The sequence below is a fragment of the Nonomuraea sp. NPDC049709 genome (assembly GCF_040674815.1).
Lineage (GTDB): Bacteria > Actinomycetota > Actinomycetes > Streptosporangiales > Streptosporangiaceae > Nonomuraea.
In genome coordinates, this window is record NZ_JBFANM010000039.1 from 79,313 (window position 1) to 91,971 (window position 12,659).

Below are 12,659 nucleotides of genomic sequence, written 5' to 3' on the forward strand. Positions count from 1 at the left end.
ATCCACGCCGCGACCGTGAAAGAGTACGGATTATCCTTTCACGCCGACGGGAGAGGTGAACGGATAACGGGGTGGCGGAATACCTCGAGGCGTCGTGGTCTGCGGCGTGGGATGCCCCGAGCAGGCGAAACAGGCGTGGGGGCGTCTATCGCCCCTATGTGCCCGACAGGCTGACGGGCGGAAGCGTCCTCGTATGCTGCTGTCCATCAACCGGTATCGCAAGGACGCCTTCGTCTCCGGCATGGCGCGGCAGATGAGCGACGGGCTGTCCTGCTATCTCGTCCGGATGGGACGTCCGGTGCGGCCGCCGCGCCGGGTCATGGGCAGTCTCGACGCGGCGCCGGTGCGGCGTGTCGCCACGCGTGACGAGGCCGACGCCTACGTGCGGCGGTGGATCGAATCCTGCCGCTGAGCGGGGCGAGGGCCGATCCTCCCCGAGGAGAGGATCGGCCGTAGGGTCAGTCCATCAGGACGATCTGGCGCAGGACCTCGCCGCCTCGCAGGGCCGCCACCGCGTCGTTCAGGTCGCCGAGGCGGATGCGGGAGCTGATCATCGACTCGAGGTCCAGCAGGCCGGTCTTGTGGAGCTTGGCGAAGTAGGGGAAGTCGTGCCGGACGTCCGCCTCGCCGTACAGGCTGGAGAGCAGGTTCTTGCCCTCGAACAGCAGGCTGAACGCCGAGATCGACACCATGTCGTCCATCGCGCCCGCCCCGACGACGATGACGTCGCCGCCGGCCCGGGTGATCTGCCAGGCGCTCTGGATCGTGGCCGACTTGCCGACGACCTCGAAGCCGTAGTCGAAGCCGCCGCCGCCGGTGAGCTCGTTCAGCGCCTCGGGGACCTGCTCGGGCGTCACCGCGTGCGTGGCCCCGACCTTCCTGGCCAGCTCGTGCTTGGACTCCAGCGGGTCCACCGCCAGGATCGTCCTGGCGCCGGAGACGCGGGCGCCCTGGATGACGGACAGGCCGACGCCGCCGCAGCCGATCACCGCGACCGTGGAGCCCGGGCGTACCTTCGCCGTGTTGATCGCGGCGCCCACCCCGGTCGTGATGCCGCAGCCGATCAGGGCCGCCGCCTCCCACGGCACGTCATCGTCGATCTTGATCGCGCCCTGCCAGGGCACGATGATCTCCTCCGCCCAGGTGCCGCACCCGGCCATCCCGAACACCGTCGCGTCGTCGCCGCCGAGCCGGAAGTTGCCCTTGCTGAAGGACTCGATGACGTACTTCATGCACAGGTACGGCTGGCCGCCCACGCACGGGTCGCACTCCTGGCAGGCCGGGCGCCAGCTGATGACCACGTGGTCGCCCGGCTTGACCGAGGAGACGTGCTCACCCACTTCGACCACCTCGCCCGCGCCCTCGTGGCCGGGGACGAGCGGCACGGGTTGCGGCAGCACGCCGGACATGGCCGACAGGTCCGAGTGGCAGACGCCCGTGGCTCTGATCCGAACGCGTACGTCCGTCGGCCCGACCGGGGCCAGGGTGACGTCGTCCCGGATGTCGAGCTTGTCGTTGCCTACGGCGTGCAGGATCGCGGCGCGCATGGGGGTTCCTCCTCGTGCCTGGGGCTATTCCTCGAAGGACAGAGCGGCTTTCGGGCAGGACCTGACCGCGTGGCGGACGCGGTCCTGCAACTCGGGGGGTGGTTCGGGAAGAAGGATGTGCAACTGGTCGTCGTCGTCCACGTCGAACACCTCGGGCGCGAGCCCCATGCACACGGCGTTGGCCTCGCAGACCAGCTCGTCCACCTTGACCTTCATCGCAGCCTCCTGTGGTCCCATGAGACCACTCTGGTGCGCTCGACGACGTACGCGACCCGCTTGAGGCCGGTTTTCTCCACGTACGGACGGAGCAGCTCGTCCGGCACACCAGGAGTCATCCTGCGGGCGATCAACAGGCCGATGGCCATGACGCGGTCGCGGTCGTCCACCTGCCGGGCCTCGCCGTACAGCAGGACGCCGCGGAGCTCGTCGTAGTCGTCGCCGGTCTCGATGAGGCAGCTCACCCGGGGGTCGCGGGCCAGGTTCCGGGCCTTCTGCGCCTTGCCGTAGGTCCAGAAGGCGATCCGGCCCTCGTCGAGGCCGTAGAACATGGTCACCAGATGCGGGGTGCCGTCCGGGTTGATGGTGGCCAGCTGCAGCTTGCGCGAGTTCTCCAGGAACGAGGTGACGTCGTCGTCCGACATGGCGATGCGAGCGCGCTGATTCACGCTGCCAAGTAGAACAGGTTGCAGAACGGCCCGGCAAGAGTCCGCTGGAATGTTATTCGGTTCGGCTAGGGTGCATCTTCATGACGATGCCGTCAGAGCTGCTGTACGCGGCGAAACATGCCAAGGGATTCATGCCGCCCGACGAGGGTCTGGCCCTGTTCGAGACCGCCTGCCGCTACGGGAAGGTCGGTCCCATCTGCGAGATCGGCACCTACTGCGGCAAGTCGGCCATCTATCTCGGTGCGGCCGCCCGGCAGGCCGGGTCGGTGGTCGTCACCGTGGACCACCACCGCGGCTCCGAGGAGATCCAGCCCGGCTGGGCGCACCACGATCCGACCCTGGTGGACCCCAGGTTCGGGAAGATGGACTCGCTGCCGACGTTCAGGTCCACGATCGCGGCGGCCGGGCTGGAGGAGGAGGTGATCGCCATCGTCGGGAGGTCGGAGCGGGTCGCGGGCCTCTGGAACACGCCGCTGGGCATGCTGTTCATCGACGGGGGTCACTCCGAGGAGCCGGTGACCCGCGACTACGAGGGCTGGGCGCCGCACGTCCTGGCGGGCGGGGCGCTGGTCTTCCACGACGTCTATCCGAACCCGGCAGACGGGGGGCAGGCCCCGTACCGGGTCTACCAGCGGGCGCTGGAGTCGGGCGCGTTCGACGAGGTGGCCGTGACGGGCTCGCTGCGCGTCCTCGAACGCGTCGGTCCGGGGATCTAGCGGGAGGGCCTCAGCGCGGCCCTCAGTAGCGGTGGCGGCGGGTCCAGGAGCGGCGGGTCTGCGACTGCCAGCTCTGGAAGTCCTCGTGCGTGTGCGCCTCGTGCCCGAGCGCGATGAGCGCCCGGTCGGTCCACGAGGCCGCCTCCTCGGGCTCGGCGTCCGCCAGGATCGGTACGGCCTGCGCCACGTGGTCGGGCAGCTCCCCGGACCGCAGCCGCGCGGTCACGGCGAAGGCGCACCCCTGGGCCAGGTACGCGCGGAACCCGTCGGCCCCCGCGTGCTCGGTCAGCCACCAGAGCTCGTCGGCCTCGGCCCCGCCCGTGTACGTGGCCGCGAACCCGACCCCGCTCCACAGGTCGGCCCGCCGCGCCGGCGGATACCCGCTGATCCGGGCGCCGACGTCGTCGGGCGAGGCGCAGTCGTGGTACCAGAGCAGCCGCCCCAGCCCCTGGTCGAACACCGCGCAGTGCGCCCTCGTGAGCAGGTCGGGCATCGTGCGCTCGCCCACCATGCGATCGGTCCTGGACAGGCCCCACTGGAAGCCGAACCCGTCCACCGCCAGCCACCGCAGCAGCGGATGGGCCCGCCGCGCACCCCAGACCGGGCGCAGCCGCAGCAACGCGTACCCGCGCCCGGCCCCGAGGTAGGCGGCGTGGCGGTGATGTTGGGCGGGGCCGGCCAGTAGCTCGTGAAGGCGCCGGCCCCGAGTCAGGGTGAGCAGGTCGAGTACGGTGCAGGCAGCGGCCGCCCCCTCGTAGCCGAAGGGCCGCTGCTCATCCGGAATCTCCTCGACCTTCTCCACTTCTCGCGACATCACCGCGTTGTAACCGAAGACGTAGGACTTCTCGGCCTTCGTGAAGACCGTCCGCGGTGCTCCGCCCCTGAGCCGGAACCTGCGCCGGCTCAGATCAGACTCCAGCGGATCTTTCGCCAGGAACCTCCGCAACCCTCTGGCCCGCGACAGCGTCGGCCCGGTTGTCGGCTCGGTCCTGACCTGGTCCAAGAACGATGTTGTGCCCGTGTCGCCCACGCTTCCCCCGAAGACGCCTCGTACGGCCAGACACGAAGCTAGTAAGCGCATTGCGCCTTTCATCGGCGGCACACCGGATTTCCCCGGCAAAGAACCCGCAAAAGCCCTTGTGCCCCGGGGTCAGCGACCCTCGTCGGCCCCCTGCGGAGGCACCCGTACGGCGGCGCACCCGCACACCTCGGGATCGGACACGGCCGTCCCGTCGATGTCACGGAACAGCCCGGCCCCCGGCGAGAAACCGAACAGCGCGTCGGCCGCCAGGACGGTCGCGGCGGCGGTGTAGCCGGAGCGCTCGTGCGGGAAGTGCTTGCGGTTGGCGAACTGCCACCCGGTCCAGTACGAGCCGTCCTCGTGCCGCAGGTGCTGCATGTCGGCGAACAGCGCGAGCGCCCGCTCCCTGTCGCCCAGCGCGTCCAGCGCCAGCACCAGCTCGCACGTCTCGGCCCCCGTGACCCACGGCTGGTCGGAGACGCAGCGGATGCCGAGCCCCGGCACCACGAACGTGGCCCACTCCCGCTCCAGCAGCTCGAACGCCTCCCGCCCGCGCACCGCGCCGCCCAGCACCGGGTAGTACCAGTCCATGGAGAAGCGGCTCTTGTCCGCGAACGCCTCGGGGTGGGCCGACAGCACGTGCGCCAGCCGGTCGGCGGCCAGCTCCCAGTGCGGCTGCGGGTCCCCCAGGTCGTCCGCGAGCAGCACGCCGCAGCGCAGCCCCTGGTGGATGGAGGAGCAGCCGGTGAGCAGCGCGTACGTCGAGGCTCGGCCCCGCGCGTCGCGCTCCCAGACGATCTCGCCGCGCTCGGTCTGGAGCCCCGCCACGTAGTCGAGCGCCGCCTTGACCATCGGCCAGCTCTGCTCGGTGAAGCGCCGGTCGCCGGTGACGAGATGGTGGTGCCAGACGCCGACGGCGATGTAGGCGGCGTGGTTGGTCTCGCCGCCCAGCTCGGTGGGCACGCCGTCGACCAGCTTCATCGGCCAGGAGCCGTCGGGGCGCTGGTGGCGGGCCAGCCAGGCGTAACCCCGGCGCACCGGCTCGGACAGCCCCGCCACGGACATCGCCATCAGGCACTCGATGTGGTTCCAGGCGTCGACGTGGCCCTCCGGCCACGGCACGCCCCCGTCGTCCCGCTGGATCGCCGCGATGCTCTCGGCCGTCCTGACGACCTCCCCGCGGGAGATCATGGCTTCCTGACGTAGAGGACCACGCTCTTGCCGATGATCGGGTTGAGCAGGGTCTCGGCGAGCCTGGTCGCCGCCGGGCGCTTCATGATGTCCCACACCAGCAGCTCGTGGTACGCCTTCGCGAGCGGGTGATCGTCGTTGTTGACGCCCACCGCGCACTTGATCCACCAGTAGGGGGCGTGCAGGCCGTGGGCGTGGTGGTGCGGGCCGATCTCGAACCCGGTGGACTTGAGCTTGGCCGACAGCTCGGCGAGCGTGTAGATGCGTACGTGCCCGCCGGGAGCGGTGTGGTAGTCCTCGTCCAGCGCCCAGCAGATGCGCTCGGGCAGGAAGCTGGGGACGGTGATGGCCGCCGTGCCGCCCGGCTTGAGCACGCGGAAGATCTCGCTCATGGCGGCCATGTCGTCGGGGATGTGCTCCAGCACCTCGGCCGCGATGACCCGGTCGAAGCTGCCGTCCTCGAACGGCATGTCCAGCGCCGTGCCCTGGACGATCTCGCCGGTGGCGCCGTCGGGCACCTCGCCCGCCTTGTCCATCGCCACGAACATGGCCGCCACGCCGTCCAGCTCCGACTGGTCCATGTCGAACGCGATCACGTCCGCGCCCCTGCGCAGCACCTCGAAGGCGTGCCTGCCGCCGCCGCAGCCCAGGTCGAGCACGCGCACGCCGGGGCCCACGGGAAGCCGGGCGAAGTCCACGGTCAGCACTTGTCGCTTCTCCTTGTGATCATTTCCGGTGGGCCGAGATGGCCTCGTGGTAGGCCTCGACGGTCCTCTTGGCCACGACGCGCCAGGTGTAACGCTCCATGACGCGGTCGTATCCGGCCTTGCCCACCCGCTCGCGCTCCTCCGGCGAGTCGTGCAGGCGGCGCAGCACCGAGGCCAGCTCCTCGGCGTCGCCCGGCGGCACCTGTACGGCCGCGTCGCCGACGACCTCGGGCAGCGCGCCCGTACGGCTGGCGACCAGGGGCGTGGCGCAGGCCATGTGCTCGACGGCGGGCAGCGAGAAGCCCTCGTACAGCGAGGGCACGACCGAGATCTCCGAGGTGGCGATCAGCTCGCCCAGCTCGTCGTCCGAGATGCCGTGCACGAAGCGCACCCGGTCCTGGAGCGAGAGCTCCTGGACGAGCTGCTCGGTCGGGCCGCCCGGGGTGGGCTTGCTCACGACGGTGAGGTTCACGTCGCGTTCGGTGGCCAGCTTCGCCACGGCCCGCAGCAGCGTCGAGACGCCCTTCATGGGGGAGTCGGCGCTGGCCACGGCCACGATCGAGCCCTTGCGCCGGGGCTTGTCCGGGCGCGGGTGGAAGTAGCGGGTGTCGACGCCCAGCGGGATCAGGCGCATGTTGGCCTGGGGGACGTTGAAGTCGCGGTGGATGTCGGCCAGCGAGGACTCGCTGACGGTCAGGATCGGGCTCAGCCGGGGCGCGACGCGGGACTGCATCTTCACGAAGCCGTACCAGCGGCGCATGGTCAGCTTCTTCGCGCCCTTGGCGGCCTCGAGCTCGATGCGCCGGTCCACGCTGATCGGGTGGTGGATGGTCCCGACCACGGGGAACAGCTTCTGGATCCCGAGCAGGCCGTAGCCGAGGGTCTGGTTGTCCTGCACGACGTCGAAGTCGCCGACCCGCTTCTTCAGCTCGCGGTAGGCCCGCAGCGTGAACGTCAGCGGCTCGGGGAAGCCGGCGGTCCACATGGTGCCGACCTCGAGCCAGTCGATCCAGTCGCGGTATTCGTGCAGCTTGGGCGTTCTGAACGGGTCCTCGTCGCGGTAGAGGTCGAGGCTGGGCACCTTCCGCAGGATGACGCCCTCGTCCAGCTCGGGGTAGGGCTGGCCGGAGAACACCTCGACGTGGTGCCCGAGCGCGACCAGTTCCCTGCTCAGGTGACGGAGATAGACGCCCTGGCCGCCGCAGGTGGGTTTGCTGCGGTAGGACAGAAGCGCGATCCGCAGGGTTCGTTCCCGCACGGACACCCCTTTCTCCGCCGGTAGGGCCCGAAGTCGGGCGTGTACCGTGAAAGATGACCTTAGTCCGAGAAGGCTACCATTCGGTAGGTCGGCTGGAATTGTTCACAATGGCCGTCGCAGGTCGTGCGAACTGCGACGTTACCGTAACCGAGCGTGGTTCGGTGGAACGTGTTCTAGGTGGCTTGATGCCCTATTGGGGTGCTTGGCTGTACATTCCCGTCCCAAAGGGCACGGCGTCGGTGGCCGTGTCCAGCAGTGATAGTTGGAGGACCCCTTGGCCAGGCGCGCTCTGATCACCGGCATCACCGGCCAGGACGGTTCCTACTTGGCGGAGCACCTGCTGGAGCAGGGATACGAGGTGTGGGGCCTGGCCCGGGGTCAGGCGAACCCGCGCGTGTCGCGGATGCGCAGGCTGCTGGCGGACGTCCAGGTCGTGCGTGGTGACCTGCTGGACCAGGGATCGCTGATCTCGGCGGTGGAACGCGTTCAGCCGGACGAGGTGTACAACCTGGGGGCGATCTCGTTCGTGCCCATGTCGTGGGAGCAGGCGGAGCTCACGGCTGAGGTGACCGGGATGGGCGTCCTGCGGATGCTTGAGGCGATTCGCGTGTGTTCGGGCGTGTCGCGGGGCGGGACGGGCGCGGCGGGGCAGATCCGCTTTTATCAGGCTTCGTCGTCAGAGATGTTCGGTCAGGTCAGCGAGACGCCCCAGAACGAGCGCACCGCCTTCCACCCGCGCTCCCCGTACGGGGTGGCCAAGGCGTACGGGCACTTCCTCACGCAGAACTACCGCGAGTCGTACGGGATGTTCGCCGTGTCCGGGATCCTGTTCAACCACGAGTCGCCGCGCCGCGGGGCCGAGTTCGTCACCAGGAAGGTGTCGCTCGGGGCGGCCCGGATCAAGCTGGGACTGGCCACCGAGCTGCGGCTGGGGAACCTGGAGGCGCGCCGCGACTGGGGCTTCGCCGGGGACTACGTCAAGGCCATGCACCTGATGTTGCAGGCCGGCAACCCCGAGGACTACGTGATCGGCACCGGGCGGATGAAGTCCGTCAGGGAGCTGGTGGAGGCGGCCTTCAACGCGGTGGGGCTGGACTGGGAGCGGTACGTGGTGACCGACCAGACGCTGCACAGGCCGGCCGAGGTGGACCTGCTGTGCGCGGAGCCGAAGAAGGCGCGGACGCAGCTCGGGTGGGAGCCGCGGGTGGCGTTCGACGAGCTGGTGGCGATGATGGTCGAGTCGGACCTGCGGCTGCTCACCGACGGTGGCGACCCCCACGAGGACAGCTCCTGGCCGTGATGCGCCTGGCCCGGGCCTGTCCCGTCAGCTGACGGCCCGGCGGTAGGCGCCGGGGGTGAGGCCGAAGTAGCGGGTGAACCAGCGGGTCAGGTGGCTCTGGTCGGCGAAGCCCGTCGCCGCGGCCGTCTCGCTGATGGGGGTGCCGGCGGCGATCAGCGCGCGGGCCCTTCTGAGGCGGAGCTGGCGCTGGTAGTCGCTGGGCGGGAGGCCGTACTCGGCGTGGAAGGCGCGGTAGACGGCGTACCGGCTGGTGCCGGTCTCCCTGGCCAGGTCGTCGATGGTGAGGTCGTCCGTCATGCGGTCGTGCAGGAGCTGCCTGGCCGCCCTTGCCGAGGCTGATCTCTCTCGCCTTTCCCGGACGGGGGAGGCGGCGGCTCTCCGTACGATGGCCGCGATCGTGGCCGTGAGCAGCTCGTCGCGGCGCAGGGCGGGCGTGCCGCCGTCGAGGAGGGCCGCGTGCAGGGCGCGCAGCGCGCCCGCGAGTGCGGGGTCGGCCACCACCGGGGCGGCGAAGAGGGGCAGGCCCGTACGGCGGCCCGACACGTCCGCCAGGGCACCGGCCACCAATTCCGGACCGATGTGGACGATGCGGTAGGTGAAGCCGAGCGCGTCCGTGGCGTGGCCGTCGTGCGAGTCCTCCGGGTTGAAGGCCATGACCATGCCCGCCGCGCTCGTGTGCGCCGAACCCCGGCACGAGAACGACTGCGCGCCGGCCTCCGTGACCCCGAAGGAGTAGGTCTCGTGGCTGTGCCGGTGGTAGACGTGCCGCTCGAAGTGGGCGTGCATGGCCTCCAGCGGCCGGTCGGGTGACCGCCAGTATCGGGACCAGTCATGCGCCACCCCTCCATTGTGCCGCCGCATTGACAAAGAGGATTTTTACGTAAAGGATTGTTTTTGCGATGAGAGACGTCCTGTATCTGGAAGAGATCGAGCAGGCCGAGGCACTGCTCAAGCCGCAGCGCGTGGAGGTGCTGCGGCAGCTGGCCGAGCCCCGCACCTGCTCGGAGGTCGCCGAACGGCTCGGGCAGACGCCGCAGCGGGTCTACTACCACGTCAAGCGGCTGGTCGAGGCGGGGCTGGTCGAGCTGGTGTCCGAGCGCAAGGTGCGCGGGGTCCACGAGGGCATCTACCAGGCAGGCGCGCGGTCCTACTGGCTGTCGCCGCGCCTGGTCGGGCGGATCGGGCTGCGCAAGGCCCGCGACGAGCTGAGCCTCGGCTACCTGCTCGACCTGATGGAGGAGGTCCAGGCCGACATCGCGGCGCTCGACCGGGCCGCCCCCGAGCTGCCGTCGATCGGACTGTCCGGGGAGATCCACGTGCGGCCCGAGAACCGGCAGGAGTTCCTGACCGAGCTGCAAGGCCTGCTGCAGGACCTGTTCACCCGGTACGGCGGGTCGGAGGGCGACGCCTTCAAGCTGGCCCTGGCCTGCTACCCCAAGACAGAGCCCAGAGGAGAAAGAGACGATGACTGAGCCCATGATCCTTCGCGCCCGCATCCCGGCACCGGCCGATCAGGTGCGCCGCGCGCTGACCGACCCGGCCGCCATGCGGATCTGGCTGGCCGAGCACGTCGAGGTGGAGCTGCCGGAACGGTTCGGGTTCTGGGGGCGTACGACGCCGGAGGGGGACGCGCCGCACCAGCGGCTGCTGCACGCGGACGAGCGTACGGTGCGGTTCGCGTGGCTGCTCGACGGCGAGGAGACGACCACCGAGCTGACGGTGGAGGCGGACGGGGCGGATCGGACGATCCTGACCCTGTCGCAGACGCACTTCGACTTCGAGGACGTCATCACGGGCAAGAGCATCCGGGGGGTGCTGCAGACGTACTGGTGCCAGGTGCTGACCAACCTCGCCGAGCACTTCGAGGGGCGGCCCCTGACGCCGATGCAGGACTACACCTCGACGGAGATGCGGGTCGAGATGGAGGTCGGGGCGTCGCCTTCGGAGGTGTTCGAGTCGATCACCTCGTCCGAGGCGGTGACGAAGTGGTTCGGCTATCTCGTCGAGATCGAGCCGCGCGTGGGCGGGCGGCTCGCGATGGGCGGCTTCGACAACAACCCCGACCCGGCGAAGGTGCTGGAGCTCGAGCCCGACCGGAAGTTCGCCGTCGACTGGGGCGATGCGGGGGTCGGGACGTGGGAGCTGGCGGGGTCCGGCGGGAAGACGCGGCTGACGCTGGTGCAGAGCGGGTTCGACGAGGCGCGGCCGCCGTACGCGGCCTGGGGCGGGTTCCTGTCGGGCTTCGCCGAGCTGCGGCGCTACCTGGAGGTGCCCGACTGGCAGCCGGTCATCATGGCGTAGGCGTACGAACGGGGTGGGTTGGGCTGCTGGGCTGGGCGGGTCGCTGGGCCGGGTGGGCTGTCGGGCCGGACGGGCTTGCTGGGCTTGCAGGCTGGATGGGGCGCTCGTGCGCTCACGATGACGTGGGCGCACGAGCGTTCAAGACCGGAAGTGGGCGGGGCGGCGAGACTGGCGGCCATGCGTTTCGACACCAAGATCGGCATTGTCGTCCGGTCGGACCTGGCCACCTGGCAGCGCCTCAACGTCACCGCCTTCCTCGCCGGCGCCGTGGCCGGCGGGGTGCCCGGGATGGTGGGGGAGCCCTACTCGGACGCGTCGGGGAACTCGTACCTGCCGACGTTCCGGCAGCCCGTGCTCGTCTACGAGGCGGACCTGGCGTCGCTCCGGAGCGTCCGGGAGAGGGCCGTGGGGCGGGGGATGGACGTGGCCGTGTACATCGAGGAGATGTTCAAGACCGGCAACGACACGGACAACCGGGCGGTTGTGCGGGGGGTTGTGGCTGGGGAACTGGAGCTGGTGGGGGTGGCCGTACATGGGGCGAAGAACGGGGTGGACAAGGTCCTGAAGGGCCTGCGCCTGCATCCCTGAGGTTGCGGTCGGACGTTCGGCATTGGGTGTTGGGCTGTGGATATCGCCCCGTCCTCCACAGAACCACGTTCGGCCGCCCTTCGCCCCGCCCCGCCGGACCATCCTTACGGCCATGAACCACCCGCTCCCCGCCCCGTCCTCTTCACCACCAGACCACCTCTCCCCACTCCACAAACCACCCACCCCAACTCACAATCCCGCCAGCGCAACCCGCAATCCCCTCAGCCCAACCCACAAGCCCGCCACCACAACCCATAGTCCTCCCACCCCAACACACCATCCCGGCGCTCCCACAGCGCCATCGGACACTTCGGCAAGTCATTCGTGGGCCGGCGCGCAACAGCCCCCGACCTCAGACACCGGAGCCTTGATCGCACGCGCCGGCCGCATCACCTGCGTGGTCCCACAGGTCGTCGCCTGCCGCCAGACGGCGGCGCACCTCTGGGGCCTCCAGGTCCTCCCCGTCCCGGAAGCCGACTGGCCCGTCGAGCTGACCGCCCCCGACCACCTCGCCATCCCGGGCTGCGTGACGTACGTGGCCCCTCTCCTCAGCGAGGACGTCACCGAGCACAAGGGCATCCGGATCACCACGATGGAGCGCACGGCCATCGACTGCGCCCGCTGGCTGCCGCGCATGGAAGCCGTGGCCGCCCTCGACCAGTTCGCCCGTCGGGGAGTCGACCTGGAGGCCCTGTGGCATCGCCCGCTCAACACGTGGCGCCTGCGCGACACGCTCAGCCTCGCCGACCGGGGAGCCGCCTCACCAAGGGAGAGCTGGCTCAGAGTCATCCTGGTGGACGGCGGCCTCCCCAGACCCACCACCCAGATCAGGGTGGAGTTGGGAGAGGATCGATTCGCCTACCTCGACCTGGGCTGGGAGGAGTTCAGGGTCGCGGTCGAGTACGACGGGCAGGAGCATCACACCTCGATCGCCGACCAGCAGCACGACACGGACCGGCGGGAGGAGCTACGGCGGCGGGGCTGGCGGGTGATCGCCGTCCGGAGGGACGTCATCCCCGGCCAGATCGCCGACCTCCTTCACCACGTGGCCGACGCATTGATCGAAAGCGGCTGGCAGCCGGGCCCTGAGCGCACCAACCGCATCCTCGCCCGCATCCGCGCAGCCCGCCGCAAACCCCGCTACCGGTTACCCAGCCGGGACCCGGCCAGGACCTTCGTCAGGACCTGGCCGGGACCCGCCCGCTCACGCCGCTGACGCGCCCCCATCACCAGCACGACCAACCACATCCGACAACCGCCCCGTTCGTCGGCCACGTCCTCCGCCACGTCCTCCGCCACGTCCTCCGCCACGTCCTCCGCCACGTCCTCCGCCACGTCCTCCGCCACGGTCACGTCTCCTCCACC

At 70.1% G+C, this 12,659-nt stretch carries 16 protein-coding genes; 7 read left to right on the top strand and 9 right to left on the bottom strand.

What is annotated here, in order from left to right; genetic code table 11:
- Positions 1-193 precede the first annotated feature (193 nt).
- On the top strand, positions 194-412 hold the full coding sequence (locus tag AB0J69_RS34280; RefSeq protein WP_364125944.1) for a hypothetical protein: 219 nt from the start codon (positions 194-196) through the stop codon (positions 410-412).
- Positions 413-458: 46 nt separating this feature from the next.
- On the opposite strand, the gene AB0J69_RS34285 is transcribed toward AB0J69_RS34280, so the two are convergent.
- From AB0J69_RS34285 to AB0J69_RS34295, 3 genes are read right to left on the bottom strand one after another with little or no spacing between them, the layout of a single operon-like run.
- Entirely contained in the window at positions 459-1,547 is a 1,089-nt protein-coding gene (locus tag AB0J69_RS34285) for a Zn-dependent alcohol dehydrogenase (RefSeq protein ID WP_364125947.1), read from the bottom strand.
- Between the two features lie 24 nt (positions 1,548-1,571).
- On the bottom strand, positions 1,572-1,763 hold the full coding sequence (locus tag AB0J69_RS34290) for a ferredoxin (protein ID WP_364125950.1): 192 nt from the start codon (positions 1,761-1,763) through the stop codon (positions 1,572-1,574).
- Entirely contained in the window at positions 1,760-2,212 is a 453-nt protein-coding gene (locus AB0J69_RS34295) for a pyridoxamine 5'-phosphate oxidase family protein (protein WP_364125952.1), read from the bottom strand. Before AB0J69_RS34295 ends, AB0J69_RS34290 begins: the two co-directional genes overlap by 4 nt.
- An 86-nt stretch (positions 2,213-2,298) precedes the next feature.
- Here AB0J69_RS34295 and AB0J69_RS34300 point away from each other — a divergent pair, with 86 nt between their 5' ends.
- Positions 2,299-2,928 (top strand): class I SAM-dependent methyltransferase, encoded by a 630-nt coding sequence (locus AB0J69_RS34300; RefSeq protein WP_364126046.1) that lies wholly within the window; start codon positions 2,299-2,301, stop codon positions 2,926-2,928.
- 22 nt (positions 2,929-2,950) lie between these two features.
- On the opposite strand, the gene AB0J69_RS34305 is transcribed toward AB0J69_RS34300, so the two are convergent.
- From AB0J69_RS34305 to AB0J69_RS34320, 4 genes are all read right to left on the bottom strand, one after another.
- Positions 2,951-3,931 carry a DUF1702 family protein gene (locus tag AB0J69_RS34305; RefSeq protein WP_364125955.1) on the bottom strand — a complete coding sequence of 327 codons (981 nt, stop codon included), beginning with the start codon at positions 3,929-3,931 and terminating at the stop codon, positions 2,951-2,953.
- Positions 3,932-4,078: 147 nt separating this feature from the next.
- A complete protein-coding gene (locus AB0J69_RS34310; protein WP_364125958.1) occupies positions 4,079-5,140 on the bottom strand; it encodes a prenyltransferase in 1,062 nt (353 codons plus the stop codon).
- Positions 5,137-5,847, bottom strand: a complete 711-nt coding sequence (locus AB0J69_RS34315) for a class I SAM-dependent methyltransferase (protein WP_364125960.1) — start codon at positions 5,845-5,847, stop codon at positions 5,137-5,139. Before AB0J69_RS34315 ends, AB0J69_RS34310 begins: the two co-directional genes overlap by 4 nt.
- A 19-nt stretch (positions 5,848-5,866) precedes the next feature.
- The gene (locus tag AB0J69_RS34320) at positions 5,867-7,111 is read right to left on the bottom strand and encodes a glycosyltransferase family 4 protein (RefSeq protein ID WP_364125962.1); all 1,245 of its coding nucleotides are present in this window, start codon (positions 7,109-7,111) and stop codon (positions 5,867-5,869) included.
- Positions 7,112-7,379: 268 nt separating this feature from the next.
- On the opposite strand from AB0J69_RS34320, the gene AB0J69_RS34325 reads away from it, so the two are divergent.
- On the top strand, positions 7,380-8,405 hold the full coding sequence (locus tag AB0J69_RS34325; protein ID WP_364125965.1) for a GDP-mannose 4,6-dehydratase: 1,026 nt from the start codon (positions 7,380-7,382) through the stop codon (positions 8,403-8,405).
- Between the two features lie 24 nt (positions 8,406-8,429).
- On the opposite strand, the gene AB0J69_RS34330 is transcribed toward AB0J69_RS34325, so the two are convergent.
- The gene (locus AB0J69_RS34330; RefSeq protein WP_364125969.1) at positions 8,430-9,245 is read right to left on the bottom strand and encodes an AraC family transcriptional regulator; all 816 of its coding nucleotides are present in this window, start codon (positions 9,243-9,245) and stop codon (positions 8,430-8,432) included.
- A 59-nt stretch (positions 9,246-9,304) separates the two neighbouring features.
- Here AB0J69_RS34330 and AB0J69_RS34335 point away from each other — a divergent pair, with 59 nt between their 5' ends.
- From AB0J69_RS34335 to AB0J69_RS34350, 4 genes are all read left to right on the top strand, one after another.
- Positions 9,305-9,877, top strand: coding sequence for a helix-turn-helix domain-containing protein (locus tag AB0J69_RS34335; RefSeq protein WP_364125972.1), 573 nt, complete (start codon positions 9,305-9,307; stop codon positions 9,875-9,877).
- A complete protein-coding gene (locus AB0J69_RS34340) occupies positions 9,870-10,706 on the top strand; it encodes an SRPBCC family protein (RefSeq protein ID WP_364125975.1) in 837 nt (278 codons plus the stop codon). The genes AB0J69_RS34335 and AB0J69_RS34340 overlap by 8 nt, the downstream gene beginning before the upstream one ends.
- A gap of 177 nt (positions 10,707-10,883) precedes the next feature.
- Entirely contained in the window at positions 10,884-11,294 is a 411-nt protein-coding gene (locus AB0J69_RS34345; protein ID WP_364125977.1) for a DUF2000 domain-containing protein, read from the top strand.
- Between the two features lie 367 nt (positions 11,295-11,661).
- On the top strand, positions 11,662-12,510 hold the full coding sequence (locus AB0J69_RS34350; protein WP_364125979.1) for a DUF559 domain-containing protein: 849 nt from the start codon (positions 11,662-11,664) through the stop codon (positions 12,508-12,510).
- Here AB0J69_RS34350 and AB0J69_RS34355 read toward each other — a convergent pair.
- Positions 12,435-12,647: a hypothetical protein gene (locus AB0J69_RS34355; protein ID WP_364125981.1), complete on the bottom strand. Its 213-nt coding sequence runs from the start codon at positions 12,645-12,647 to the stop codon at positions 12,435-12,437. The two genes, AB0J69_RS34350 and AB0J69_RS34355, sit on opposite strands and share 76 nt — an antisense overlap.
- Positions 12,648-12,659 lie beyond the last annotated feature (12 nt).

What these genes read in the sequence shown, in the direction of transcription:
- AB0J69_RS34285 (WP_364125947.1), bottom strand. Translation starts at nt 1,547, where the DNA reads ATGCGCGCCGCGATCCTGCACGCCGTAGGCAACGACAAGCTCGACATC.
- AB0J69_RS34290 (WP_364125950.1), bottom strand. Translation starts at nt 1,763, where the DNA reads ATGAAGGTCAAGGTGGACGAGCTGGTCTGCGAGGCCAACGCCGTGTGC.
- AB0J69_RS34310 (WP_364125958.1), bottom strand. Translation starts at nt 5,140, where the DNA reads ATGATCTCCCGCGGGGAGGTCGTCAGGACGGCCGAGAGCATCGCGGCG.
- AB0J69_RS34335 (WP_364125972.1), top strand. Translation starts at nt 9,305, where the DNA reads ATGAGAGACGTCCTGTATCTGGAAGAGATCGAGCAGGCCGAGGCACTG.
- AB0J69_RS34300 (WP_364126046.1), top strand. Translation starts at nt 2,299, where the DNA reads ATGCCGTCAGAGCTGCTGTACGCGGCGAAACATGCCAAGGGATTCATG.
- AB0J69_RS34280 (WP_364125944.1), top strand. Translation starts at nt 194, where the DNA reads ATGCTGCTGTCCATCAACCGGTATCGCAAGGACGCCTTCGTCTCCGGC.
- AB0J69_RS34345 (WP_364125977.1), top strand. Translation starts at nt 10,884, where the DNA reads ATGCGTTTCGACACCAAGATCGGCATTGTCGTCCGGTCGGACCTGGCC.
- AB0J69_RS34340 (WP_364125975.1), top strand. Translation starts at nt 9,870, where the DNA reads ATGACTGAGCCCATGATCCTTCGCGCCCGCATCCCGGCACCGGCCGAT.